The sequence below is a fragment of the Gottschalkia acidurici 9a genome (assembly GCF_000299355.1).
In the GTDB taxonomy this organism is placed as follows: domain Bacteria; phylum Bacillota; class Clostridia; order Tissierellales; family Gottschalkiaceae; genus Gottschalkia; species Gottschalkia acidurici.
In genome coordinates this window covers 2004241-2029867 of record NC_018664.1, presented here as the reverse complement: position 1 = coordinate 2029867, position 25627 = coordinate 2004241, and the positions used below count along the sequence as shown (strand labels likewise).

Annotated in this window: 25 protein-coding genes, 1 tRNA gene and 1 pseudogene; 24 read left to right on the top strand and 3 right to left on the bottom strand. The window is 29.8% G+C overall.

The annotated features are described in order from the left end of the window. Positions 1-12: 12 nt before the first annotated feature. From CURI_RS09685 to CURI_RS09675, 4 genes are all read left to right on the top strand, one after another. Positions 13-735, top strand: a complete 723-nt coding sequence (locus tag CURI_RS09685) for a response regulator transcription factor (RefSeq protein ID WP_014968077.1) — start codon at positions 13-15, stop codon at positions 733-735. Positions 736-738: 3 nt separating this feature from the next. Next, the gene (locus CURI_RS09680; protein ID WP_014968076.1) at positions 739-2142 is read left to right on the top strand and encodes a sensor histidine kinase; all 1404 of its coding nucleotides are present in this window, start codon (positions 739-741) and stop codon (positions 2140-2142) included. Positions 2143-2337: 195 nt separating this feature from the next. Continuing rightward, positions 2338-2493, top strand: a complete 156-nt coding sequence (locus tag CURI_RS15885) for a hypothetical protein (protein ID WP_014968075.1) — start codon at positions 2338-2340, stop codon at positions 2491-2493. A 249-nt stretch (positions 2494-2742) separates the two neighbouring features. Continuing rightward, a tRNA-Sec gene (locus CURI_RS09675) sits at positions 2743-2839 on the top strand. 1561 nt (positions 2840-4400) lie between these two features. On the opposite strand, the gene CURI_RS09670 is transcribed toward CURI_RS09675, so the two are convergent. From CURI_RS09670 to CURI_RS09660, 3 genes are all read right to left on the bottom strand, one after another. Then, a complete protein-coding gene (locus CURI_RS09670; protein WP_014968074.1) occupies positions 4401-4598 on the bottom strand; it encodes a cold-shock protein in 198 nt (65 codons plus the stop codon). Between the two features lie 532 nt (positions 4599-5130). Beyond that, on the bottom strand, positions 5131-5715 hold the full coding sequence (locus tag CURI_RS09665) for a pentapeptide repeat-containing protein (RefSeq protein WP_014968073.1): 585 nt from the start codon (positions 5713-5715) through the stop codon (positions 5131-5133). 26 nt (positions 5716-5741) lie between these two features. Further along, positions 5742-6110 (bottom strand): MarR family winged helix-turn-helix transcriptional regulator, encoded by a 369-nt coding sequence (locus CURI_RS09660; RefSeq protein ID WP_187287396.1) that lies wholly within the window; start codon positions 6108-6110, stop codon positions 5742-5744. A gap of 691 nt (positions 6111-6801) precedes the next feature. On the opposite strand from CURI_RS09660, the gene CURI_RS09655 reads away from it, so the two are divergent. The 20 genes and pseudogenes from CURI_RS09655 (at position 6802) to CURI_RS09560 (ending at position 25619) form a co-directional block, all read left to right on the top strand. Continuing rightward, positions 6802-7182, top strand: a complete 381-nt coding sequence (locus CURI_RS09655; protein WP_014968071.1) for an adenine nucleotide alpha hydrolase family protein — start codon at positions 6802-6804, stop codon at positions 7180-7182. 91 nt (positions 7183-7273) lie between these two features. Next, a complete protein-coding gene (locus CURI_RS09650) occupies positions 7274-7732 on the top strand; it encodes a spore coat protein (RefSeq protein WP_014968070.1) in 459 nt (152 codons plus the stop codon). 13 nt (positions 7733-7745) lie between these two features. Further along, entirely contained in the window at positions 7746-7931 is a 186-nt protein-coding gene (locus CURI_RS09645) for an alpha/beta-type small acid-soluble spore protein (protein WP_014968069.1), read from the top strand. A 226-nt stretch (positions 7932-8157) separates the two neighbouring features. Beyond that, a pseudogene (locus CURI_RS09640) lies at positions 8158-8996 on the top strand (Rossmann-like domain-containing protein). A gap of 45 nt (positions 8997-9041) precedes the next feature. Beyond that, positions 9042-10127, top strand: coding sequence for an ABC transporter substrate-binding protein (locus tag CURI_RS09635; protein ID WP_051003987.1), 1086 nt, complete (start codon positions 9042-9044; stop codon positions 10125-10127). 119 nt (positions 10128-10246) lie between these two features. Then, positions 10247-11350 (top strand): FecCD family ABC transporter permease, encoded by a 1104-nt coding sequence (locus tag CURI_RS09630; RefSeq protein ID WP_014968066.1) that lies wholly within the window; start codon positions 10247-10249, stop codon positions 11348-11350. Beyond that, positions 11341-12135, top strand: coding sequence for an ABC transporter ATP-binding protein (locus tag CURI_RS09625; RefSeq protein WP_014968065.1), 795 nt, complete (start codon positions 11341-11343; stop codon positions 12133-12135). Before CURI_RS09630 ends, CURI_RS09625 begins: the two co-directional genes overlap by 10 nt. A gap of 103 nt (positions 12136-12238) precedes the next feature. Next, complete coding sequence (locus tag CURI_RS09620) at positions 12239-13294, top strand: biotin synthase BioB (protein WP_014968064.1); 1056 nt, start codon at positions 12239-12241, stop codon at positions 13292-13294. A 147-nt stretch (positions 13295-13441) separates the two neighbouring features. Then, positions 13442-14575 (top strand): ABC transporter substrate-binding protein, encoded by a 1134-nt coding sequence (locus CURI_RS09615; RefSeq protein ID WP_014968063.1) that lies wholly within the window; start codon positions 13442-13444, stop codon positions 14573-14575. 78 nt (positions 14576-14653) lie between these two features. Beyond that, entirely contained in the window at positions 14654-15523 is an 870-nt protein-coding gene (locus CURI_RS09610) for a Rossmann-like domain-containing protein (protein WP_014968062.1), read from the top strand. Then, complete coding sequence (locus CURI_RS09605; protein ID WP_014968061.1) at positions 15520-16077, top strand: class I SAM-dependent methyltransferase; 558 nt, start codon at positions 15520-15522, stop codon at positions 16075-16077. Before CURI_RS09610 ends, CURI_RS09605 begins: the two co-directional genes overlap by 4 nt. Before the next feature lie 113 nt (positions 16078-16190). Next, positions 16191-17015 carry a radical SAM protein gene (locus tag CURI_RS09600; RefSeq protein ID WP_014968060.1) on the top strand — a complete coding sequence of 275 codons (825 nt, stop codon included), beginning with the start codon at positions 16191-16193 and terminating at the stop codon, positions 17013-17015. Positions 17016-17077: 62 nt separating this feature from the next. Continuing rightward, a complete protein-coding gene (locus CURI_RS09595; RefSeq protein ID WP_041701748.1) occupies positions 17078-18172 on the top strand; it encodes an ABC transporter substrate-binding protein in 1095 nt (364 codons plus the stop codon). Positions 18173-18265: 93 nt separating this feature from the next. Then, a complete protein-coding gene (locus CURI_RS09590) occupies positions 18266-18910 on the top strand; it encodes a class I SAM-dependent methyltransferase (protein WP_014968058.1) in 645 nt (214 codons plus the stop codon). A gap of 5 nt (positions 18911-18915) precedes the next feature. Further along, positions 18916-19599: a GTP-binding protein gene (locus CURI_RS09585; RefSeq protein WP_041702074.1), complete on the top strand. Its 684-nt coding sequence runs from the start codon at positions 18916-18918 to the stop codon at positions 19597-19599. 21 nt (positions 19600-19620) lie between these two features. Continuing rightward, positions 19621-20628, top strand: coding sequence for an ATP-binding cassette domain-containing protein (locus tag CURI_RS09580; RefSeq protein ID WP_014968056.1), 1008 nt, complete (start codon positions 19621-19623; stop codon positions 20626-20628). Between the two features lie 29 nt (positions 20629-20657). Further along, on the top strand, positions 20658-21857 hold the full coding sequence (locus tag CURI_RS09575) for an ABC transporter substrate-binding protein (protein WP_014968055.1): 1200 nt from the start codon (positions 20658-20660) through the stop codon (positions 21855-21857). Positions 21858-21935: 78 nt separating this feature from the next. Continuing rightward, positions 21936-23072: an ABC transporter substrate-binding protein gene (locus tag CURI_RS09570; protein WP_014968054.1), complete on the top strand. Its 1137-nt coding sequence runs from the start codon at positions 21936-21938 to the stop codon at positions 23070-23072. 37 nt (positions 23073-23109) lie between these two features. Next, entirely contained in the window at positions 23110-24315 is a 1206-nt protein-coding gene (locus CURI_RS09565) for an ABC transporter substrate-binding protein (RefSeq protein ID WP_014968053.1), read from the top strand. 86 nt (positions 24316-24401) lie between these two features. Continuing rightward, positions 24402-25619, top strand: coding sequence for a molybdopterin molybdotransferase MoeA (locus CURI_RS09560; protein ID WP_014968052.1), 1218 nt, complete (start codon positions 24402-24404; stop codon positions 25617-25619). Positions 25620-25627 lie beyond the last annotated feature (8 nt).

The window sequence follows — 25627 nt, the reverse complement described above, 5'->3', positions numbered from 1 at the left end:
GGAGTGAGATCTATGGATAATACTTTTGAGAAATACAAGATTTTAATAATTGATGATGAAGAAGATATTGTAGATATTTTAGATACTGTATTAAGAAGAGATGGCTTTAGCAATATTTTTATATCTAATAATGGGATAGATGGAATAGAGTTATTTAAGAAAGTTAATCCAGATATAGTGTTGTTAGATATTATGTTACCTGATATAAGTGGATATGATGTTTTCAATGAATTAAGAAAATATAGTCAAGTGCCAATATTATTTATATCAGCAAAAACAGAAGAGATAGATAGATTATTAGGTTTTGCCATAGGGGCAGATGATTATATTACTAAACCTTTTAGTGCTAAAGAGGTAGCTTTTAGATTAAAAGCAAGATTGAAAGCTTTTGACAATGTTATAATTAACAAAAACATAAAGAAAAATAAGGTTATTAAATTTGGAGATATCGAAGTAAATGAGGAAACTGGTGAGGTATATAAAAATGGACAGAGTTTAGAATTCACTGCAAAGGAATTAAAGTTATTAATGTATTTAATTAATAATCCAAATAGAATTATAAGCAAAGAAATGATTTGTAATAAAGTATGGGGTGAGGATTTCTTTGGATATGATAATACAATTACAGTTCATATAAGAAAACTTAGAAAGAAAATTGAAGACAATCCATCAAGGCCTAAGTATATAACTACAGTAATTGGTTTAGGATACAAATTTATAATGACGGGGGAGTAGTGTATGAAAGGAAAACTTATGATTCATTACGCTATATCATTTATATTAGCCTGTTTAGTTATTTTCTTCATAAATATTACTTTTATAGGAATTAATATTTATAGAGAAGGAGCATTATACAACTACCATCCAGAAAAGATGATATCAGACTTTAAGGGTTACATATATTTATCAGAAGATAATGAGATATTAATTACTGATGATGGAATTAAGCTATTAGAATCAAATAATATGGGCGTGCAAATATTAGATGAAAATAATCAAGAAGTTTTTCAATATAATAAACCCAATATAGCTCCATTTCAATATTCCAATGTATCACTAGTAGACATGTATAGCAATAAAGAAGAGACTTTATTTTTAGATGAAAAGATTATAGATGATACTACTTATACCTATTTATTATTTTTAGATTCTAATAAAGTAAAGAGAATAACATATTCTTATGATGTTAAACTAATTGAGAAAGCACATAAATTTATTTTATTAATTATTATCAATATAATTTTAGTATTAATAATAAGCTTTTTATATACTTTAAAGATAACAAGACCTATAAATAGGATTGTTAATAAGATATTAGATTTATCTGATGGCAATTATTCAAGGAGTAAAATAAAAAGAGGAAGCTATTATAAAGTAGAAAAATGCCTAAATCAATTAGCATATAAGTTACATAGTAATGAGATGGAAAGAGAAAAGTTAGAAGAAATGAGAACAGAGTGGATTTCAAATATTTCTCATGATATAAAAACTCCACTTACTTCAATTATTGGGAATGCTGAAATAATGGCAGATACTGAATACGAAATAAATGATGAAATAAGAGGGAAATGTTGTAATACTATAATAAATAAAAGTGAATATATAAAAACTTTAGTTGAGGATTTAAACCTATCTACTAGGTTAAAAAATAATATTTTGGTTTTAAATAAAAAGAAAATAAATATAGTATCCCTAATAAGGCATGTATTAATTGATATTATAAATGATGAAAAGTATAACGATAGCAATATAAGCTTTAATTATTCAGATGAAGAAATATCACTAGAACTAGATGAGTATTTAGTAAAGAGAGTATTTATAAATCTTATAATAAATGCATTTGTTCATAATAGTAGTGATGTAAAGATAAATATAAATATACAAAAAGTTGATGACACTAAAATAGAGATTTCAATAGAGGATAATGGCGAAGGAGTATCAGAAGAAGATTTAAATAATATTTTCAAAAGATATTATAGAGGAACAAACACAAGTAAGAAAACAGAGGGTTCAGGTTTAGGAATGGCTATAGCTCATGATATCCTCAAGGCTCATGGCGCTGATATTAAGGCTACAGGCAAATTAGGAGAAGGATTAAGGATAGATATACAATTTAAAAAATCAACTTATAAAGTCACTTAATATCTTATATTGATTTTGGAAGAACTAAACGGTTCTAGGATCTTAAGTTTTTAACTTATTTGGATAGAAGTTAGAGGGTTCTTTTCTGAGGAGTTTCCAATTAAAGATATTAATAGTTCCGATAATATACAGATAAATCAGTACTTACTGAAGTTATCAAATAACTTTAAACTTCAACTTTACGAATCGGTAGTTATGATAAATAATAAAATTATAACTAAGAAGGAACAAAGTGCACGTAGACTAATATTAGTGATTACTTATACCAATGAAGATTTAGTATGTTGTGAAGAAGGTATTGAAACTACTAATAAAATTGAAACAGGGATATTCACTAGAGCTGTATTATAATAGATACTATAATAAGGAAGAGATTAGACTAAACCATCTAAGGCTATAATATACTGAGGTGGTTTTTAATATGATTTTCAATTAGTTTTAGTTGATACTTTATATTGTGCTGTCATAATGTCGTCACAAACTATATAAGATGACGAAATTAAGAAAGTCGTTATATCCAAAAAGATATAGAAAAAAGTCGGAAAAGTGTTGAAAAATCAATAGAAATAATCTATAATATTACTTGCACCTATAGATTATGGGAATAGATGAGTGCTGGTGTGCTCTCTAGTCTTCAAAACTAGTACGGGGGGTTAGTAGCCTCCTGGGTGGGTTCGATTCCCACGTATTCCCGCCATTAGTAAGCGCAAGCCTGTAAAGATTTACAAGCTTTTTTTATTACTTAAAAATTACTTTACAATATTTACTTAGCAATTTTAGTTGGAATAGAGTTTAGTCAAGTTCAATAACTTTTATTTTAATGCTATAACATAATACGAAATAAAAAAGCTATTTTATGTTAATCATGAAATTGCTTTTTTATTTTTTGTTTAAGGCTTTGCACTAAGAGCTCACAAAAAGGTTATTTTATGTATTATTAAATAAAAATAAAATTACTATCAAGTTTATATAGAAAACTATTACAAATAAATTCATAGTAGAATGAAAGATAACTTCTACACTCGACAAAAAGAATTAGGACTTGATAAAAAGTATTCTGTATTAAAAAATCTATTTATCTGAAAAAAGAGCCGAATGATTTAATAGAATTAGCAGTAGAAGAGTTAAAAAAAAGATTGAATTAATATTTAAAATTGAAGGCTAGACTGTAAAATTATTTTATTGTTTGGCCTATTTTAAACTTCTAAATAGGTATCTTAGAAGTTCCTATGATTTAATACTTCTTATGAAAACTTTCTATATTTAAGTGTAAGCTTACATTCTTAAAGTTTTTGTCTCTTTTATTGATGTAAAAGGTTCAAGTGGAGGGTTTTTGTGTTCGATAAAGAATATATAGTCCTTAAAGATATAGTATAAAAGGCTGTTCTTAAGAATGGCCTTTTATATATATTGTTAAATTACCATTATTTTATTATAATGGTATATATACCATATAGTGAAAAAGGAGTGTTTGTTATAAATGAACAAGTAAGAAAAACAAAAGATATTTATCTGCTCTAGCATGCATATCTCTCATAATTATCTCTATAACTTACCTAGGTTTTTTGTATGAAGAGCATCTAGTCACATCTATATCTCAAGATCAATCATATGAAGTAATTGTAAAGTACAGGGGGTTTAATTTTGTTTCTTCTAGTCCTTATAATTTGAGCGTTTATTATAGAAAAATAAAGAAAAACATAAACATTATTTATTTACTACAAAAATAGATACTAATGGTATAAAACCTAATAAGGATAATTACTCAATCACATGGAATGATAATGTTGCAGAGTTAAAATTAATAGACTATAAAAGGTCATTTAGACTATTTCAAATAACTTTTTCAGATAACATAACTTATGAGAAAGTTGACGAGGATACTTTGTATTGAAACAGAGTAAAAGGAAGAGACAATATATTGTAAAAGAATTTTATAAGAAAGCTCCTACACTGAAAATCTTTTTAACCGAAAAAACTAGATAGTTTAATTGAGAAATGAATATCTGAGTTTAAGGAAAGATTAAAAGTATAGCATAGGCTTAAATTTAAAGCTATAGTGAGTTTCATAATGGTTTTCAAATATATGGTTAGGTTTTAAAAACTCTTAAAACTGAAAAAAGGAAGATTTGAATACAGAGGGTAGGCTATAGATCGATCTCTATAATCTATCCTTTTTTATTTAGTTAAGCAATATCTAGCATTAAGCCTAAATATATCATGAGAAATAAAAGAGAGATGGATTACCCATCTCTTTTTTATAGTTTTACTATATTTTCAGCTTGATTACCACGATCACCTTTTTCAACGTTAAAGCTTACACGGTCACCTTCGTTTAAAGTTTTAAATCCGTCTGTTTGAATTTGTGAAAAGTGAGCGAAAACGTCTTCACCATTTTCTGTTGTAATAAATCCATATCCTTTATCTGCATTAAACCATTTTACTGTACCTGTCATATTTGGTACCTCCATTATTTTTTATTTCTGTAATTTATGGAAATAAAAATTCACATAGAATTACAGATTATACTTAGTCTCAATTTATAATCTCTAATTTTATGTGAATTAAAAATTCTAAACATATTAAACTTAAAAATTAGATATAAAACTAATGTAAACCCAATTATATACTATAAGGACTTTTTATGCAACCTTAAATATGTAATTGTTTCAAACTATATCTTCTGAAGGAGCTTTGTTGCTTAAAAACTTACTACTACAGAAAAAAGAGTGAAGGGTTTTTCATGCATTTAAAAGAAATATAAATATACGATTAATAGTGGTACTATATAATTACAAAAGATGAACAAAGTGAGCTTAGAGAAAAGTATTATAGACCTCCTAAAGAGTAATTTATTACATGGTAGATTATAGTTAATTCTATGGTCTACCATGTTTTTTTTATAAAAACTTGTATAGTTTTTTGATTAGCTTTTTATAAATTCTATAACCAATATTTCCACTCCCTCATATTCATTTGTGAAAATTATTAGTCAACTTTTATTCCAAATGAATCTAATAGACTAATAACCTCTGGAAAAGAAAATTTTGCATCTTTCATCTTATTAGTAGAAATGTCTATTATATATCCCATTGCTCCACGAAAATCTGCTTTACGAATATCACACCTGGAAATTTGTGTAGCTTCTAACCTGCAATCTTGAAAACTACTTTCCATTAAATTACATTCCTCAAACGTAGATTCTTGAATAATATTGCCAGAAAAATCAAATTTTCTAAAGCTCATTTCCATGAATGTGTTATACTTTAAATAAGAGTCTTTGATTTCATCAATAGACTGTGCATATACTCCAGCAGGAAGTAGCTCGCTCCAATATACGCCTATCAAATTACACTTTTTAAATGTAGCACTTTTCACTTCTGAATATTGGGAAGATAGGTTTATAACATTACAGTTGTAAAATTGACAGTTAACAAAAGCACAGCCTACAATTTTACAATCTTCAAATGAACAATCCTCAAAAACACAATCGACAAACTTATAGTGTTCTATCTGCATTTCCTTGATTTTTTTATTTTTGAATACTTGTCCTTCATAATATTTTTCTTGCATAGTGTTCCCTCCGTTATATCTTACAATCATGGTAAGTTTTCAGTTATTTTAGTGAGTATCAAATCTAGATATTGAATTTCCTCATTGTTTAGTCCTTTCAAGATAGCTCTGTTGACTTCATCAATACTGTTTTGTAGCTGTTCAGCGATACTTATCGCCTTATCTGTCAAAACGATTCTTTTCAGTCGACTATCTTCTGGGACGCGCTCTCTCTTTATAAATCCGCCTTTCTCCAGATTATTAACCATACTTGTAACTGAAGAACGTCGGATTTCAAATTCAATTTCAATATCCCTTTGATAAACATTTTGATTTTTACTTTGCGTATATATGAAATTTAGGACAGCTCCTTGTGTTCCTGTCATTCCTGTTTGTGCAAAAGTCATATCAAACATGTGCTTTACTTTTTTGTTGACAACATAAAATTTTCTACTGATACCTAAATTATCATAGTTTATCATACCACACCTCTTTATTGTTAGAACTCTAACAATATTATAGCATAACCACTTGAAAATATGAAAAAATATCTATAAATCATTATATTGATAGCATTAGTTATATTAAACAGTTTAAATACTGATATCTAAAAATGACCTTCTAATTTTAGTCTTAATTGGTTCATTTTTAAGTATTAATATAATTTATTTACATACATAGAGGAAGGAATTAGTTTTTGATTGAAAAAGAGATTCTATTTGCAATAAATAAGCTCTCTTAAATTGAAAAAGATCGTGCCAATTTGCGTGCCATTCGTGCTAATTTTAACAAAAAACATTAGACTGTATCAAAATGTAAAAAAACAGAATAGCTATTTTTAAACAATATCGCAATATATGAGAGCGAACAAAAAGGATATCTGAAATATTCAAAATTGGCACAGGGGTTAGTGCCTCTTGGGGAGGTTTGATTCCAAAGTATTCCCGCCATTGATAAATTAATAAGCTAATATAAAAAGATATTTATACATATAATATATATAAACACCTTTTAATGAGGTGTTTTTATTTTTGATCGTCAGTAATGGTATGATATAATAAAGATGATCAATTATTTTGACTTTCTTTTGAAAGGGGCTTGTTTTTTATGAACAAACTAAAAAATATAATGGTGTGTGTTACACAACAGAAAACTTGTGAAAGACTTATAACGACTGGATATAAGAAGATAGAACAAGAAAAAGACAACTTATTTGTAATACATGTAGTAAACGAGAATGATAGTTTTCTACATAACTCAAATGAAGGAGAGGCACTAGAATACTTATTTGCAGTATCTAAAAAAGCGGGGGCAGATTTAACTGTAATAAGAGCAAAAGATGTGATAGGAGCTATAGGTGATTTTGCTAAAAAGAACGAAATAACGCATGTAATACTAGGGGAGTCTCCAAATAAAGATACAGATAATCATCCAATAGCTAAAAGGTTAAAAAAGATAATTCCAAATTCAGAATATATTATAGTATAAATTAAAAAGTTTAAGGAAAACGTTTTAAAGGAATATTATATAAAAAAGGGATAATACTATAAGTGAATATAACATATAAGGAGCTGTTAAAATGTCACTTACTAGTAAAGAAAAAAGTTTATTACAAGAAAATTTAAATGCTGAGTACTTATGTATAAGAAAATATAAACAATATGCATCAATGGCATCTGATTCAAAATTAAAGCAAGTATTCACTGACCTTGCAAATAAAGAACAAACTCATGCAGATACAATTAAAAGTATATTATCCCAAAACAATGTAAATACTCAAGTTTTACTAGAAAATTATGCTGATCCTCAACAAGATTTTTCAAATATGCAAAATAATCTTGGGCTAACAGATGCACAACTATTAAATGATGCGTTATCTACTGAAAAACATATTTCAGGTGAATATAATACATCTGTATTAGAATCTGCTTGTCCTAAAATAAGAAAGCAACTTCAACATATACAACAAGAAGAGCAGCAGCATGCTGAAACACTGTTTAATGAGATGAAATCTAGAGGTTGGTATAATTTATCTTAGGAGGATAACAATAATGTCTAAAAGAAAGCTTGTTGTTCCTGAAGCTAGAGAAGCTTTAGAACAATTTAAAATAGAATTTGCTAAAGAGTATGGGGTAGATGATCCTAGGTCATTAACTTCAAGTCATACAGGATATATTGTAAGAGAACTAGTTGAACTTGGTCAGAAGCAATTAATGGAAGAAAAAAATGGGAAATAACGATAATGAAGCTGAAGGTTAGTTAGGATATAGCTAATTCTTCAGCTTTTTTTATTACATAAATAAGGTACTACCGCACACTTCGTAATATTGAAAAAAACTATACACTTCTAAAAGCTTATTGACAACAATTATAGACAGCGTTATACTTTTATATGAACAACTGATGGATGCTCTGAATTTGTTAGAAAATAACTTAAAACAAAGAAGGAGGTGAAAATACTGTATGAAAAATAAAATATTGTCGGAAACTATTGATAAACTATACGAAACTTTAGGTGATGAAATAAATAGCTTAACTGTAGAAAGAATAGTTTTTGGATTGTTCTTTACAGGTGTAAAGTTGAGTAACGGCAAAGGTGGACTAAGTTATACTCCTATAAAAGCACTTTCTGATGCTGTATGTTGTCCAAGTTCAGCATATGCCATGCCTACCTCTGGTAAAATGACTGGCAAAAATGTAAGATACTTTTTAGAAAATATGTTCTCAGGAAGTCCACTAAAGAAAACTTTAGGAATAGCAGTTATAAATGCGTTGGCTACTACCTGTTGGAGTATGGGAAAACAAAACAATACATATATAATAGAAAGTAGTCTAGACCCTATAGACAAAATAGAAGTAGAGGAAAATACACACACCGTTATAGTAGGTGCGCTAGTACCATATATAAAAATGCTAATTAAGAATAATAGAGACATGTCTATATTAGAGCTAGATCCTACAACATTAAAAGGAAAAGAGTTAGATCACTATGTGCCATCAGAACGGGCTAATGAAGTAATACCTATTGCAGACTATGTAATTATAACAGGAACAACACTCATAAATGATACATTAGAAGGTTTATTAGAGTTAGCAAAGCCAACTGCTAAGATAATTGTAGTAGGACCTACAGTAAGTATGATGCCAGAAGCTTTTTTAAGAGAGGAGTTACTTATGTAGGAGGGGTTGAAGTTACTGATCCTGATAGGCTATTAGACATAATAGGAGAAGCAGGCTCAGGATATCATTTCTTTGGAAAATATGCTGAAAAAATAGTTATAAGTGATAATAGTGCAAAATAAGTTTTGAAAAATATACTTAAAACATTTACAGGAGGATTAGAGCATATGAATCTTATAAAGAACAAATCAAAAGTACTATTAAGCTTATTCTTAATAGTTACTATGCTAGCTACTATAATTTCAGGGTGTGCACCTGATACAAAAACTTCAAAAGAATCATCAAATGAAGCTAATGAGCCTAAGACAAAGATCATAACAGATTCAGCAGGAAGAAAAGTTGAAATACCTAAAGACATAGAAAAAGTAGTAACAGTAGGACCTGTAGGAGTACTTAACTGCTTTGTATTTGCTATGGGTGAAGGTGATAAAATAGCAAACGGATTACCACCTAAATTTGCTAAAGGCGATAGATGGAAATATCATAAAGTTTTTAATCCTAAAATTGCAGACAATACAGTAGTTGAAGATGGAGAAGGAACTATAATGATAGAGAAACTAATAGAAGTAAATCCAGACTTAGTATTTACTATGGATGAAAAGACAGCTGAAGATATAGAAGATAAAGGTATGAAAGCAATAGTACTAGATTGGAAAGATCCAGAAGACGTAAAAGAGGCAGTAAACTTATTAGGAGAAATATTTAATAAGCCAGAAAGAGCTAAAGAATATAGCAAATATTTTGATGAGACTCTTGAAAAAGTTAACAATATAGTTTCTAAGATACCTCAAGAAAAAAGAGTTACAGCATTAAATACTACACTTGAGAGATTATCACTAGGACACTTAGTCGGAGAATGGTGGATTGAAGCAGCTGGAGGAGTAAGCGTATCTAAAGATGATAGAAAAACTGAGTCATCTGATTACTCTATGGAAGAGTTATTTAACTGGAATCCAGATGTATTGTTAGTTCAAACTGAAAAAGACAAAGAATTTGCTTATAGTGATGAAAGATTTAAGGATTTAAAAGCAGTAAAGGATAAAAAGGTATACGTTACACCTGTTATGGGACATGTATGGGCTAACAGAACTATGGAACAGCCACTTACAGTACTTTGGGCGGCAAAATTATTTTATCCAGAAGAAATGAAAGATATAGATATTAATGAAGAGCTTAAGACATTCTCTAAAAAATTCTTTGGATATGAACTATCTGATGAAGAATGTAAAGATATATTAGGAGATATGAAATAGAGTAAAAATTCAAGATAGACTTAAAAATTTTTAAGTCTATCTTGATAAAAAACATCGTTATATTCGTGCGTGTATCACAGGTTATTTTGAATTCTAAATAAAATGTTAGGAGGGATAAAGTGGCTGTAGGATTAAAGAGTGAAGGTGATTCAAAGAAAAATCCTAAATACAAGTTGAAATTTTTAATACTTATTTTAATACCGATTGTAGCTTTTTTATTATCAATCACATTAGGAAGGTATTCCATAACAATTGGACAGGCATTCAATATATTATTTTTAAAATTAATTGAATTGTTTGCAAACTTGTTTACAAAATTAACAGGTATAGAGATAAATTATCCAAGCTCTTCTAACTATCCAAACGTAATTCATACTGTTATTTTTCAAGTGAGAATACCAAGAATTGTAACTGCTATGATAGTAGGTAGTGCATTATCAATATCGGGAGCAGTTTATCAAGGAATGTTCAAAAATCCCATGGTTTCACCAGATATATTAGGAACATCAGCAGGAGCAGGATTCGGAGCTGCATTAGCAATATTACTTTCATTTAATACGGTTGGAATACAACTTATGGCGTTTACTTTTGGACTTTTAGCGGTTCTATTAACATATACAATAAGTACAAAAGTAAGTAGAGGCGGTAATATAATGTTTGTATTCATACTAGCCGGTATGCTAGTAGGAACTGTATTTCAATCATTTATTTCATTGTCAAAGTATGTAGCTGATCCATATGAAAAATTACCAGCAATAACTTTCTGGTTAATGGGTAGCTTATCAACTATCAGTCAAAGAGATACATTTATGATTTTAATCCCATTTCTATTAGGCATTGTTCCAATATTTTTAGTAAGATGGCATTTAAATACATTATCATTTGGAGAAGAGGAAGCTAAGGCACTAGGTATTGACACTAGAAGATTAAGATTTCTAGTAATAATATGCTCTACACTTCTAACAGCATCAGCAGTATCTGTATCAGGGATGATAGGATGGGTTGGACTAATTGTACCACACTTAGCAAGAATGGTAGTAGGCCCAAACTTTAAAGTACTGTTACCAGCATCTGCACTTATGGGTAGTACATATTTACTTATGGTAGACAATATAGCAAGAAGTGTAGCATCTATAGAAATACCACTTGGTATACTTACTTCTTTAGTAGGAGCACCATTTTTCATATACTTATTACTTAATACAAGGAAGGGATGGAGTTGAAACTAGAAATAAAAAATGCAATTTGCGGATATGCTAAAAAAACAATTTTGAATGATATATCTTTTGAAATGGGAACTGGAGATATACTTTGTATATTAGGACCAAATGGAGTGGGAAAGACTACGTTGTTTAAAACAATATTAGGTTTTTTAAAGTTGCAAGGTGGAAGCATACTATTAGATGGACAAGATATAAAAAAATGGACTAGAAAAGATTTCGCAAAAGCAATAGGATATGTTCCTCAAGCACATACTCCTCCATTTCCGTACAAAGTAAAAGAAGTAGTAGTTATGGGTAGAACTGCTCACTTGGGAATATTTTCATCACCATCTCAGAACGATTATGAAATAGTAGAAGAAATAATAGAGTCATTAGGAATATCATACTTAGAAGATAACGTTTACACAGAAATAAGTGGTGGGGAGAGACAACTAGTGTTAATTGCAAGAGCATTAGCACAAGAACCTAAAATATTAATAATGGATGAGCCCACATCGAACTTAGATTATGGAAACCAAGTAAGAGTTCTGAAACATATAAAAGAACTTTCTAAAAGAGATATAGGAATAATCATGACATCACACTTTCCAGATCATGCATTTATGGCATCTACAAAGGTACTAGCTATAAACAGAGGAAATGAGTTTAGAATAGGCTCACCAGATGAAGTTGTTACATCTGAGTTCTTACAGAAGATATATAAGATAAACGTACAGATAGATACAGTATTAGATAAGAGGAATAACGATAAATTGAAAGTATGTGTACCAATACTTAAAGATTAAAAACTATGATTTTAAAATATAAATACTTATAAATATATAAAAATTAAGGTAAAAGATTTTATAAAAGAATATTTGAAGTTTATTTGCTAGGAGACAGAATAGAATGAATATGAATTTCGAGGAAATATTAAAAAAGTCTGAAACAGAAGTTATAACTAAAGATGAAGCCTTGTTTCTAATAGAAAAAAGTGAAATAGAAGAAAAAGCAATGAAACTTTTTGGCACAGCTGTCAAGGTAAGAGAAAAAGAATTAGGTAATATATATCATTGGACATCAGGAATAGCAAGAGTGGTAAAGTGCCAGCTAAAGCCATTATGTGACTATTGTCCTTACTGGAGAAAAGACGATACACTGGATCCCTTAAGTACTGAAGAAATAATAAAAGGTGTTGAATATATTTCAAAACATGGAATAAAAGAATTCCATTTAAGTGGAGGAACCATATTAGGCAGTGATGGTAAAGACATACTTGAAATAGTACAAGCTATACGTGACTCTGGGTATAACGATATGGAAATAGAAATAAATTGCGGTGCAGCTATGTCATTAGAAACTTTGAAAAAGTTAAAAAAATTAGGTGTTACAAGAGTTGGTGCAGTTTTTGAAACAGTGAATCAAGATTGGTTTAAGAAGGTCAAGCGAGGAGATAATTTTGAACAAAAAAATAAGTTCGCGAAAGAAATAGGAGAAGCAGGACTTGGACTAATAACGGGTCTTATGGCGGGTTTAGATCCAAAAGAAACCCAATATAAGGACTATGTAGACTTTATATTTCATGTTAAACAATATCAACATTTAAAAAGTGTATATATTAGTAAATTTTATCCGTTTAAAACTATTCCTATGAAAGATCATCCACAGTGCTCAACTTGGGAAGCAGCTAGAGTTATGGCAGTAATGCGTCTGGTATTAAGAAATATAGATATTAAAGCAGCAGCGGGATGGAAACCAGATGACTATCCAACTCCACTTATGGCTGGTAGCGGAAATAGGGTATTGGGAATTCATATAAATAGAACCCCACATTATAAAATTATATCTAATATAGCTAGTAAAGGCTGTATTTATGAAAATGATATGGAGTATTCCAATCGAATGGAGAAGACTAGACAACAATACGAAAGTCTAGGATTAGATATAATAAGTGAGTTGAAATAGGTTTTAAAATAGGTAGTGAACTTGAGAATCAATATATTTAATAGTATGCATAAGGTTATATACTTAAAAAAGTATAGCATAAGTAATCTAAAGAAAGCCAATATCTTTATAAATTTATAGAAGAGGAGATTATATGATGAAAAATAGATGTTTTACAAAAGTAAAAAAGTAGTATCACTATCATTAGCTGTAGCATTGATTACAACATCTATATCAGGATGTAGTTCAAATACAGAAACGGATTCAAAAAATGTACCAAAGCAAGAACAACAAGAGAGTAAAACACGAATAATAAAAGATATGGCTGGAAGAGAAGTGGAAGTACCAAAAGAGATTAAAAAAGCACATCCAGCATTTTATATAGCCAACGTAGCAATGTATACGATTAATCCAAATAAAATGGCAGGTAAAACTTTTGATGTAAAGGAATCTGAAAGAAAATATCTGAAAGAAGAATACAGTAATTTACCAACATTAGGAACGTTTATGCATGGGAAGGATGGTAATGAGGAAGAGATACTAAAAGTAAACCCAGATGCCATTATATATATGGGAAATCTAAATGAGAATTTGATAAAAGAAGCTGATGAAAATCAAGAGAAGTTAGGTATACCAATAATACTTGTAGATGGGAGACTTCAAAGTATACCAGAAAGTTATAAATTCTTAGGTGAACTACTAAATGAAAAGGAAAGAGGAGAAGAATTAGCACAGTATTGTAAAAAAGTTTTAGATGAGACAAAAGATATAGCAAGTAAGATACCAGAAGAAAAAAGAGTTAAAGTATATTGTGCTTTAGGCCAAGATGGATTAACAACTGATCCTTCAGGATCTATACACGCAGAGATAATAGATTTAGTGGGTGGAATTAACGCTGCAGATGTTAAATCTAAAGAAAACTATGATAGAACAGAAGTATCACCAGAACAAATATTAGCTTGGAATCCAGAGAAGATAATATTACATAAACAAGAATCTTTAGATAATCAGGGTGAAGAAAGCTTGTATGAAAAACTCTTAAAAGATAGTAGATGGAGTAGTATAAAAGCCATAAAAGAAAATCAAGTTTATGAGATACCTTGCTTACCTTTTAACTGGTACGATATGCCACCGTCAGTAAATAGGATAATGGGTATAAAGTGGCTTGATAACTTACTTTATCCTGAAGAATTTAAATATGATATAAAAGCGGAAACTAAAGAATTTTACGAAAAATTCTATGACTATAAATTAATTGATAAGAACTTAGATGAAATCTTAAAAAACTCTATATCTAAGTAATTTAAACACTATCATCAGATTAAAAAAAGTATACAATTCATACTTGAATGTATAAAGCCAAATAGGAGTAATATAGAAATGAAAACAAACGAAGATTTGAAATTAGCTTATAAACAAATAAAAAGTATATACGAAAAGATGAATAAAGAGCCTGGAGTATTAGAGAAATTTACATTTTGTAATAAATGGAATATAGCTTATACAAGCGATAACTATGTTGGGATTGCATTTAATTTTACAGGAGAGCATGCAGTCTATGGTGATTACGTAGACTATAATGAACTTGAAAAAATACAAAGTTATATAGGTAAAAATCTATTTGAAATTATTGAACATCTACTAGCATATAGTGGAATACAAGCTAGATCTAATTGTCTAGCCATGCTTAATGCTCTATCACAAGCTATTAGTTCACAAGAACAATTAAAAGAAAGAGGAATTCAACTAGTAGATCCAAATGAGTTCAGTTTTGTTGATAAGAACGATATAGTAACTGTTATTGGATATGGTGGAGTCATAAATAAACTTTACGGAAAATGTAAAGAACTGCACGTGATAGATATGAGACCTAAAAGTAGTCTCCAAACATTGATTATTGGAAAAGATGTAGAATATGCACCGAAAGATATTACATTTCATACAGTCAGAGAGGATAAAGAAATTACTCAAAACTCAGACATAGTCATAATGAGTGGTTGTACACTGATAAATGGAACTTTTAGAGAAATAATAGAAAATTCAAAAAAAGCAAAGATTATTGGTATGTTTGGACCAAGTGGACAGATAATACCTGAATACTTATTTGATAATGGAATTAACTATATAATATCTAGCAGAGTCACCCAGCCAGAGAAACTATTTAATCATCTTAGAAATCCTTTTTATGGTGGAGGGATGATCCATGAATATATGGAGTCTTATGCAATTAAGAGTGATGATATTTCATGAAAAATAAATTTGAAAAAAGTATATATAAATTTGATGAAATGGCAACTAATGTTTTTAGTGAAATTTATCCGGTAATAGCTAGACAAGCTATGGAAAGAACTAGTATAAGAGAAGGTATATGTATCGATATAGGATCTGGAGGAGGACACTTAGGTATAGCAATATCAGAAATTACAGACATGAAAGTTTACTTGTACGACAGATCATATGATGCTAAAGAAATAGCTGAAGTGAAAATAAAGGATAAAAAAATAGGAGAAAGAGTAAAAGGTATTGTTGGTGATGTTCACACTATACCAATTGAGGATAATACAATAGATCTGATTGTAAGTAGAGCATCTTATCATTCTTGGGAAAGCAAAGTCAGGGCTATTAAAGAAATATATAGAGTACTAAGATATGGTGGAAAAGCCTATATAGGCGGAGGATATGGAAGTAAACAGCTTGAAGAAAAAATAGAAGATAAAATGATAAAGAGAAATGCTAAAGGGTGGATAAAAGGTAAAAAGAAAAAAGAATCAGAAGCAAGAAAAAAGAAATCGAAGAAGTTATAGAGGAAGCTAAAGTTAACGTATTCAAAATAATAATAGATGAAAGCGGATACTGGATCATTATCTCTAAAAAATAATTAAACTGAAACACTAAAAGGTTGATGGGAGAAGTAAATATGATAGATGACATAATGAAATTATCAGATGAGGAGCTTTTCTCAAAAGCACAAGGGATAGGCTCTGGCAAAGTGAAAATTAAGGCAAGCCCTGCTATTATAACAGGAGAGTGTTTAACAAAGCCACACTGTAACCACTGTAAGTGGGATAATACAAAAGAAAAAAACGAGCAATTTTCGCTAAAAAATTCTGTAGAGGCCGTAATAGAAAGAGGACAGTTCTTAGAAAGTGTTGGAATAAATCGTGTATTCACAGCATCAGGGTGGATGGGATATAAGATACCAGAAGATTATCCAAACTATATTGAGGCATTAAAGACTAACACAGAATTAGAGGTCTTTGGACTATTAGGGGCTATAGATAAAGAAAGTTTGAAAAGACTTAAATCTTCAGGAATGGATGGATACTTATGTGGTATAGAGTCACCCAATGAAGAAGTTTACAGAAAATTCCGACCAGGTGGAGATACACTGCAAGATAGATTAAACACTCTATACTATTCTAAAGAACTGGGTCTGAAAATTTGGAGTGGATTTTTAGTTGGATTTGGAGAAGAAGAAAAAGACGTTATTAAAGGATTAAATATATTAAAAGGTTTAGAACCTGAATCTTTATCAATATTACCCTTTACTCCCTACCCATTTACAAACATGATGGGCGATAACCCAGCAAATCCCTTATATTGGGCAAGGACAGTTGCACAAGCTCATGTCTATATGAAGAAAGCAAATATATTTTCGGATATGCAATCTGGATTTTATGGTGAATATAGCTTATTAACAGGAGCAAATGGAAGTTATGAATTTCCAAGGCAATATAAATAAAATCATTTGTACTTAAGTAAATATTTAAACTTAGAAAAATATATATGAAAGGAACGAAAATGATGAAAAGATTTTTGAGTATGTTTCTAGCGGCAATTATGATTGTTAGTACACTTAGTGGATGTGGTAGTGAAAAAATTGTATCTGATAAAGAAAAGCCAGTTTCTAATGAAGCTAAGACTAAAACAGTTACTAATCTTGATGGCACTAAAATAGAAGTTCCTATTAATGTAGAACGAGTTGCAGCACTATTTGGACCTTCTTATGAAAAACTATATATTCTTAATGCAGAAGATAAGATTGTTGCAGCAGGAGACTTTCATAAAGATGGATGGCCATGGTCGAACGTTATTTATAAAAAGCTAAATGACATAGTTGGAATTGAAAATGCACATTCTGATTTAAACATTGAAGATTTACTGAAATATGATCCGCAAGTAGTATTTTATTTTCCAAATCCAGATGCTGTAGGAGCTATAAATCAATCAGGAATGACTGCTGTTCCAATGGCGTCTACAGGTAAATTTGAAGATACGAAAAATGTATTAAATTTATATGCGGATATTCTAGGTGGAGAGTCAGTAAAAATTGCTCAAAAATATGCAAAATATTTTGATGAAAAAGTTAAAATGGTTACTGATATTACTTCTAAAATTCCTGAAGAAGAAAGACCTAAAGCTTATTTTTCTAATCAAGAAATACTATGGACTGCAGGTAAAAAATCTGACTTGGTAGAGTTAATTGAACTTGCAGGAGGAAACTGCGTACACAAAGATATAGATGGTGGATCTAAAAATGAAATTTCTGTAGAGCAGTTACTAGACTGGAATCCTGATCATATTTTTGTTGACCATGCTGGTTCTTCGGGAAATGCAAGTGCAGAAGATGTTATTAAAGAAATGTTGAATGATGGTAGATACCAGCAAATTAATGCAGTAAAAAATAATAATGTACACATTTCTCCAACAGGAGTATTTTTCTGGGACTCTGGACAACAAAAAATTCTAATGCTAATGTGGATGGCAAAATCTTTACATCCTGATAAATTTGCAGACTTAGATATGTCAAAAGAGTTGAAATATTTTTACAAAGAGTTTTATCGTTATGACTTAAGTGATGAAGAGACAGATAAAATCTTAAAGCACTTAAATCCTTAAACTGATTATTTATTAATATGTTTAATTAATTGATTTAGAAAACTAAATTATCAATACAAAAATAGAAGTGATATAGGTAATTAGGAGGTTAGCATGCAAAGTAAAGAAGAGAAAATGAAATCATATGAATTTGATGAAATAGCTACTAATGTATTTGGAGAAGCATATCCTATAATAGTTAGACAAGCCATAGAAAAGACAGAAATTAGTGAGGGAACTTGTATAGACTTAGGGTGTGGAGGCGGACACTTAGGAATAGCATTAGCTGAAAATACAGATGCAAACATGAAAGTATATCTTTATGATATACAGCAAGATGCTATAGATATATGCAATGCTAGAATAAAAGAAAAAAGACTTGAAAGTAAAGTTGAAGCAGTAAGAGGGAATGTAGAATCTATATCACTAGAAGATAACTCAGTAGACTTAGTTATAAGTAGAGGTTCTCTTTGGTTCTGGGAAGATAAAGTTAAAGCTTTTAAAGAAATATATAGAATACTTAAAAATGGTGGAAAAACATATATAGGTGGAGGATTTGGATGTAAAGAATTAAGAGAACAAATAAATAAAGAAATGTTAGAGAGAAACTCAGAAACTTGGAAAAAAGGAAAAATAAAAAAGAAGGCTGATGATACTAAAAATAATATACTTAAAATCTTAAAAAGTGCAAGTATAGATAGGTTTGAAATAGTAGATGACGATAGTGGATACTGGATTATAATTTCAAAAGAGGAGTGATAATGATGAAAATAGTTACAATTTCAGGACCTCCATCATCAGGTAAAACGGCAGTTGCCATTAAAACTATAGAAAATTTAAAGAGAGAAAAATTAAATATAGGAGTTATAAAGTTCGATAGCTTATCTACTTATGATGATGTGCTTTATGAAAAAACAGGAGCAAAAGTAAAAGTGGGTCTTTCAGGAAATCTCTGTCCAGATCACTTTTATATAAGTAATATAGAGGACTGTGTTCAGTGGGGATTGAAAGAAAACTTAGATATACTTATAAGTGAGAGTGCAGGACTTTGCAATAGATGTTCACCTCACATAAAAGATGTACTTTCAATATGCGTTATAGATAATTTATCGGGAGTAAATACCCCTAAGAAAATAGGACCTATGCTAAAACTAGCAGACATAGTAGTAATAACTAAGGGCGATATAGTTTCTCAAGCAGAAAGAGAGGTATTTGCATTTAGAGTTAAACAAGCTAATCCTAAAGCATCTATAATTTTTATAAATGGAATAACAGGACAGGGTTCTTATGACTTAGCAGTTAAATTAAAAGAAGCATCCGAGTTTGAAAGTCTTCAAGACAAGAGACTTAGATTTTCTATGCCATCTGCCTTATGCTCATACTGCGTAGGAGAAACTAGAATAGGAGACGAATACCAGACAGGAAACATAAGAAAAATGAAAATCTAGCATAGAAGGGATGTGAATTTAATGGAGAGCATAAAACTACTTAAAATTGAAGATATATTTAAAAAATATACTTATGCAGAAGATTTCTTTATATCTTTATCAATAAACAATATAGATAGCAAACTAACCTTAGAAGAATTAACACTAAATATAAAGGATGAAATACTAGAAGATAACGGACTCACTAGAGAACAATTAGTTGAAAATTTCATATCTTTCATAGAAAAAATGGAGGAATTAAAAAAATCATCTAATAATACTATAGAATCTATAACTATAATTGGTGGACAAGACAAATTTGGAAATGATGAAAACGTAGTATTAGAGTTAAAAGTAGGTGACGTAGTATCTATAGTAGGACCTACAGGATCAGGAAAAAGTAGACTACTTGGAGATATTGAATGTCTAGCTCAAAACGATACTCCTACTAATAGACAAGTTCTATTAAATGGAGAAATACCAGATGTAAGTAAGAGATTTTCTATAGAGAATAAATTAGTTGCTCAACTTTCGCAAAACATGAACTTTGTAATGGATCTTTCTGTAGAAGAATTTGTAAAGCTTCATGCAGAGAGTAGAATGATTGAAAATATAGGAGAAATCGTAGAAGAAATAGTCCACTGTGCAAATGAATTAGCAGGAGAAAAATTCAATAAAAGTACTCCTCTTACTCAGTTAAGCGGTGGTCAGTCTAGAGCACTTATGATTGCAGATACTGCACTTCTGAGTCTTTCACCAATAGTACTTATAGATGAAATAGAAAATGCAGGTATAGACAGGAAAAACGCTATAGAACTATTAGTTAAAAAAGAAAAGATAGTACTAATCTCAACACATGACCCAGTGTTAGCTCTTATAGGTGACAAAAGAATAGTTATAAAAAATGGAGGTATACATAAAGTTATAAATTCCTCTAATGAAGAAAAAAGATATATAGATACTTTAGAGAAAATAGATAAAAAGATGATGGACATAAGAAATCATATAAGACTAGGTGGAATAATAGATGATAATATAGTAAATTTTTAAGACCAAAAATATAGAAGGAGGTTTATTTTATGAAGATAAATCCTACAGATAAAATTGGGGATGTCTTAAAAAAACATACTGAAGCTTATGAAGTTTTTTTAGCAAATGGCTTTAAAGCTAGTTCGGTAGATAAACTAATAGACTCACTAGGAAAAGATACTATGCTACAAACAGTTTTAAAAGTAAAGGGCATAAATGTAGATATATTCATAAATATGCTAAATGAGAAATCAGAACATAATAGCATAATAGAAACTACAGGCTATGAACTATATGATCCTAGGTTACCGCTAAACGTTTTAGTACAAACACCATGTCCTACAAGATTACTTTTAAAGGAAAGGTTAACTGAACTATTAAAAGATCATGAAGAAGAAACAGGAGAAAAGATAAACTGTTATGTTGTAGATGGGTGTGGATCTTCATTTAAGCATGAAGATGTATGGATGGAAGAAGATATAGACAAGCTTCCGGATATAATAATGTCAAAAGGATTTGATGTATTTTACAATAAAGAATTTATAGATAAGTTTATTAAAACAGGTAAATTTGAAAATGTACTCAAAAGCACTAATCAAGAATTTTCAAGCATAAATTGCCTAGATGACAGCTATACACTAAATACCGCCATGGTGGACGTTATGCTAGTAGACGAAAAAAGATTAGGAGATATTCCAAAACCTAAATCATGGAAGGATCTGCTAGACCCTATATATAAAGATCAGATAATAGCATCTGGTAGAGAAAATATAATAGCTAAGGGTATGATTCTATATTTATATAAAGAATTTGGAGAAAAAGCTATAGAACAATTTGCACATAATGTGAAGGATATTTATCATAATGCTAAGATGGTGAAAATAGCAGGAACTAATAGTAGTGAAGGTGGTTCTATCTATATAACATCATTAACATTTGCTAAAACTTGTGAAAAAAATGATGTTTCAATAATATGGCCTGAGGATGGAGCTAATATAAGTCCACTTTCTATACTTGTAAAGAAAGATAAAGTTAAAAAACTGGATGTTGTAATAGACTGTTTATTAAATGATTATGGAAAAATGTGCACTAGTATAAATGCAATATCTTTAAACCCTAAGATAAAAAACAATACGCCTGATAACGCCAATTATAAATGGTTAGGATGGGATTATATAAAATATAATGATATTGTTAAGTTTAGAGAAGAACTGCAAGAGAGATTCCATAAGATATGGAACAATAAATAGTTATATATTAAGAATCTCAAATAAAGAAAATAAATTTGAGTTAATTAAAAAAATATAAATAAATTGGAGGGACAAAAAATGTTTAAGAATTTTAAAAGATTGACATCACTGTTATTAATATTAATTTTAGCATTAAGTTTAACAGTAGGATGTAATAAGACAGAAACATCGAGTAAGGGTAATAGCATAGAGCAAAGCCAAGTAGAAGATAAAGAAAGAATCATAACTGATATGTCTGGAAGGGAAGTTAAGATTCCATCCAAGGTAGAAAAAGTGTATTCAACTAGTCCTATAGCTCAGATGGCAGTATATACTATAGATTCTAAAAAGCTTACAGGACTACTATTTGAACTAACAGAAATGGAGAAAAAATATACTGTAGAAGGATATAGTGAGTTACCTATTTTAGGAGGTTGGTTTGGTAAAGATAATAAAGGTAATATAGAAGAGATTTTAAAGGTTGATCCAGATGTAATAATTGCTATGGGTGATGTTGATGATGCCAGCAAGCAATTTGCAGATGATCTTCAAAAACAAATTGGAAAGCCTGTAGTTATAGCAGATGGAGAGTTAGAAAAAACTCCTGAAAGTTATAAATTCCTAGGAGAAGTATTAAACGAAGAAAAACGTGCACAAGAATTAGCAGATTATTGTGAAAAAACCCTTAAAGAATCTAAAGAAATTGCTGATAGTATAAAGGAGGAAGAAAAAGTTACAATATACTATGCTCAAGGACCAGAAGGTTTACAAACAGATCCAGCTAAGTCAACTCACGCAGGAGTATTTGATTTTGTAGGTGCGAAAAATATAGCTGATGTTGAATCAAAAGGTGGATATGGTAGAACAGAAGTATCTATAGAGCAGATATTAAATTGGAATCCAGATAAAATAATAGTTTGTAAAGATAAAAACAATAAAACTGGGAAAGTTTCTAGTAGTTATGAAACAATTACGACTGATAATAAATGGAGTAGCTTAAGAGCAGTAAAAGAAAATCAAGTTTATGAAATACCAGACTCTCCTTACAACATTATAGATAGACCTCCTTCAGTAAGTCGTATTTTAGGAATTAAATGGCTAGGAAATTTATTATATCCAGATAAATTTAAATATGACATAGAACAAGAAACTAAAGAATTTTATGAAAAATTTTATCACTATGAATTAAAAGATGGAGATATAGAAGAAATTCTTCAAAATGCTATAGCTAATTAATTAATATATGGGTTTTATTGTGTCAAGGGGGATGGGTATGATAAATATAGATAAAACAACTAAAATCGGATCAATACTAGAAAAAGAAGAAATGTTTGAAGTGTTTCTATCAAATGGATTTAAAGCTGAATCTAAAGATGAACTTATAAATCTGCTAGGAAAAGATACTATGCTACAAACTGTACTTAAAGTTAGAAACATAAATATAGAGCTATTTATAAATGCATTAAATGAAAAAATATCTGAAGAAGAAGTAGAAGAAAACTTTAATGATATTTACTATGACGAAACTAAAGAATTAAACTTTTTAGGAAGTTCGATATGTCCGCTAAGAAAAACTTTTAACGATAACCTTAAAGAGACTTTAGAGAATTATAGAAAAGAAACGGGAAAAACATTTAACTGCTATGTTCACACAGGACATGGAGATGATAACTCTAAATATGATGATATATGGCAAGAAAAAGATATAGATAAGTTTCCTGATATAGTTCTGTCAAAAGGTTTTGATGATTTTTATAAAAAAGAGTTTATAGATAACTTGGTTAGTAAAGGCTACTTTAAAAGTGTAAATAGTTCTAATATAGATAAGACATTTATAGAAGCTGGATGTTTAGACGAAGACTATACAATGTATGGAGCTTTTCTAGATGCGCTATTGATAGATAAAAAAAGACTAGGAGATTTACCTGTTCCTAAAACCTGGGGAGATCTATTAAACCCTATGTACAGAGATATGATAATCACAATTAAAAAAGGTGAGGAATTATCGACAGCAATACCGCTTTACTTATATAAGGAATATGGGGAAGACTCGATTAAACAGTATGCATTAAATGTAAAAGGAATAATTCATTCGCCTAAAATGGCAAGACTAATAGGGACAAACAGTGAAGAGGCAGGAGCAATATATACTATGCCACTTATATTTGCAAAATCATGTGTAAAAGAAGGACTTGAATTAGTAATACCTGAAGATGGAGCTATGATATATCCATTTGCTATGTTAGTTAAAAAAGGAAAAGAAGAAGAACTTAAGCTATTAATAGACTACGTATTTGATAACTATGGCTTGAACCTTATTCAATCCCATGCATTAAGTTTAAGTCCTAATATAGAAAATCCTACGCTAAAGGAACATAAATTAAAGTGGCTAGGTTGGGATTTCATAAAGTCAAGAGATATGGGAGAATTAGAAGAACATATAAAGAAAGAATTTTATAACGTATGGAATGCTAAATAGTAAAATTCAAACTAAAAGATAGAAATATGTTTTATACATTATTTTCTATCTTTTAATTTACAATATAAAATATTAAGGAGAGGAATATGAATAGAGAAGATATAGTAAAACCAAGCAGAGAAGAATATATACAGCTTTCAACTTCTAATGTGAACTTTGATATAAGAGCGGAGATTGTTACATTAAAAGATAGTGTAGGACGAGTTGCAGCCACAGATATTTACTCTATAAATACTTTGCCTAATCAACCGACTAGTGCAATGGATGGTATAGCAATTAAATTTGAATCACTTTTAAGTGAAAATATAGTAGATACTACTAAATGGGAGCTAGGAAAAGAATATATATTTAGTAACACGGGTGTATCTATTCCGTCAGAATATGACACGGCTATACCAATAGAAGCTGTAGAGTTCGATGAAAATGGAAGACTTCATATTAAAAAAGTACCTTCTTATAAAGGTGATAAGGTTAATCCATGTGGTTACATAATAAATGAAGGAGATTTAGTAATACCTAAAAATTACTTAATAACTGCGTATCAATTAGGAATACTAGCTTCAGCAGGAATTAGAGAATTAGAAGTAATTGCTAAACCTAAGGTTGCAATAATTCCTACAGGAGATGAACTAATATCAGCAGGAATACCAGTTCCTCCGGGGAAAAATATAGAAACTAATAGTTTTGTACTAGAGGCATTAGTGAAAGAATGGGGAGGGGAACCAATAGTTTATCCAATAATACCTGATGACTTTGAACAACTCTGTAATGTACTGCAGCAGTCAGTGGAATCTTCAGATATAGTGATTTTTAATGCAGGCTCGTCAAAAGGTACTCATGATTATACAATTGATGCTTTAGAGAAGGTTGGTAAGGTATTAGCTTATCAGGTAGCTCATGGACCTGGTAGACCTACAAGTTTTGCTGTAGCAGATAATAAACCAATTATTGGACTTGTAGGACCACCTATTGGAACTGAACTAACGGCAGGATGGTACGTAAAACCATTAATTGATAAATATTTGGGACAACCTACAGTAAAGTCGCAAACACTTAGGGTTACGTTATTAAATTCAGTAAGCTCACCTGTACCTTTTGACTTCTACACACAATTAGAAGTTATCAATCAAGATGGAGAATATTTTGGAATTCCTTTACAAGGAGATAAATTTTCAAGAATAAACTTATCAGTAAAATCAAATGCAATTTTACACATTCCCAGTGAAAAATCTTTTGATAAAGGAGAACTCGTAACGGTAGAACTAAAAGTACTAAAAGAATATATAAGAAAAGAAAAAGTTTAAAAATATAT

What these genes read in the sequence shown, in the direction of transcription:
- CURI_RS09605 (WP_014968061.1), top strand. Translation starts at nt 15,520, where the DNA reads ATGAAAAATAAATTTGAAAAAAGTATATATAAATTTGATGAAATGGCA.
- CURI_RS09615 (WP_014968063.1), top strand. Translation starts at nt 13,442, where the DNA reads ATGTTTTACAAAAGTAAAAAAGTAGTATCACTATCATTAGCTGTAGCA.
- CURI_RS09580 (WP_014968056.1), top strand. Translation starts at nt 19,621, where the DNA reads ATGGAGAGCATAAAACTACTTAAAATTGAAGATATATTTAAAAAATAT.
- CURI_RS09610 (WP_014968062.1), top strand. Translation starts at nt 14,654, where the DNA reads ATGAAAACAAACGAAGATTTGAAATTAGCTTATAAACAAATAAAAAGT.
- CURI_RS09625 (WP_014968065.1), top strand. Translation starts at nt 11,341, where the DNA reads ATGGAGTTGAAACTAGAAATAAAAAATGCAATTTGCGGATATGCTAAA.
- CURI_RS15885 (WP_014968075.1), top strand. Translation starts at nt 2,338, where the DNA reads ATGATAAATAATAAAATTATAACTAAGAAGGAACAAAGTGCACGTAGA.
- CURI_RS09670 (WP_014968074.1), bottom strand. Translation starts at nt 4,598, where the DNA reads ATGACAGGTACAGTAAAATGGTTTAATGCAGATAAAGGATATGGATTT.
- CURI_RS09650 (WP_014968070.1), top strand. Translation starts at nt 7,274, where the DNA reads ATGTCACTTACTAGTAAAGAAAAAAGTTTATTACAAGAAAATTTAAAT.
- CURI_RS09685 (WP_014968077.1), top strand. Translation starts at nt 13, where the DNA reads ATGGATAATACTTTTGAGAAATACAAGATTTTAATAATTGATGATGAA.
- CURI_RS09585 (WP_041702074.1), top strand. Translation starts at nt 18,916, where the DNA reads ATGAAAATAGTTACAATTTCAGGACCTCCATCATCAGGTAAAACGGCA.
- CURI_RS09565 (WP_014968053.1), top strand. Translation starts at nt 23,110, where the DNA reads ATGATAAATATAGATAAAACAACTAAAATCGGATCAATACTAGAAAAA.
- CURI_RS09635 (WP_051003987.1), top strand. Translation starts at nt 9,042, where the DNA reads ATGAATCTTATAAAGAACAAATCAAAAGTACTATTAAGCTTATTCTTA.
- CURI_RS09595 (WP_041701748.1), top strand. Translation starts at nt 17,078, where the DNA reads ATGAAAAGATTTTTGAGTATGTTTCTAGCGGCAATTATGATTGTTAGT.
- CURI_RS09680 (WP_014968076.1), top strand. Translation starts at nt 739, where the DNA reads ATGAAAGGAAAACTTATGATTCATTACGCTATATCATTTATATTAGCC.
- CURI_RS09660 (WP_187287396.1), bottom strand. Translation starts at nt 6,110, where the DNA reads ATGTTTGATATGACTTTTGCACAAACAGGAATGACAGGAACACAAGGA.
- CURI_RS09620 (WP_014968064.1), top strand. Translation starts at nt 12,239, where the DNA reads ATGAATATGAATTTCGAGGAAATATTAAAAAAGTCTGAAACAGAAGTT.
- CURI_RS09645 (WP_014968069.1), top strand. Translation starts at nt 7,746, where the DNA reads ATGTCTAAAAGAAAGCTTGTTGTTCCTGAAGCTAGAGAAGCTTTAGAA.
- CURI_RS09655 (WP_014968071.1), top strand. Translation starts at nt 6,802, where the DNA reads ATGAACAAACTAAAAAATATAATGGTGTGTGTTACACAACAGAAAACT.
- CURI_RS09590 (WP_014968058.1), top strand. Translation starts at nt 18,266, where the DNA reads ATGCAAAGTAAAGAAGAGAAAATGAAATCATATGAATTTGATGAAATA.
- CURI_RS09560 (WP_014968052.1), top strand. Translation starts at nt 24,402, where the DNA reads ATGAATAGAGAAGATATAGTAAAACCAAGCAGAGAAGAATATATACAG.
- CURI_RS09570 (WP_014968054.1), top strand. Translation starts at nt 21,936, where the DNA reads ATGTTTAAGAATTTTAAAAGATTGACATCACTGTTATTAATATTAATT.
- CURI_RS09575 (WP_014968055.1), top strand. Translation starts at nt 20,658, where the DNA reads ATGAAGATAAATCCTACAGATAAAATTGGGGATGTCTTAAAAAAACAT.
- CURI_RS09665 (WP_014968073.1), bottom strand. Translation starts at nt 5,715, where the DNA reads ATGCAAGAAAAATATTATGAAGGACAAGTATTCAAAAATAAAAAAATC.
- CURI_RS09600 (WP_014968060.1), top strand. Translation starts at nt 16,191, where the DNA reads ATGATAGATGACATAATGAAATTATCAGATGAGGAGCTTTTCTCAAAA.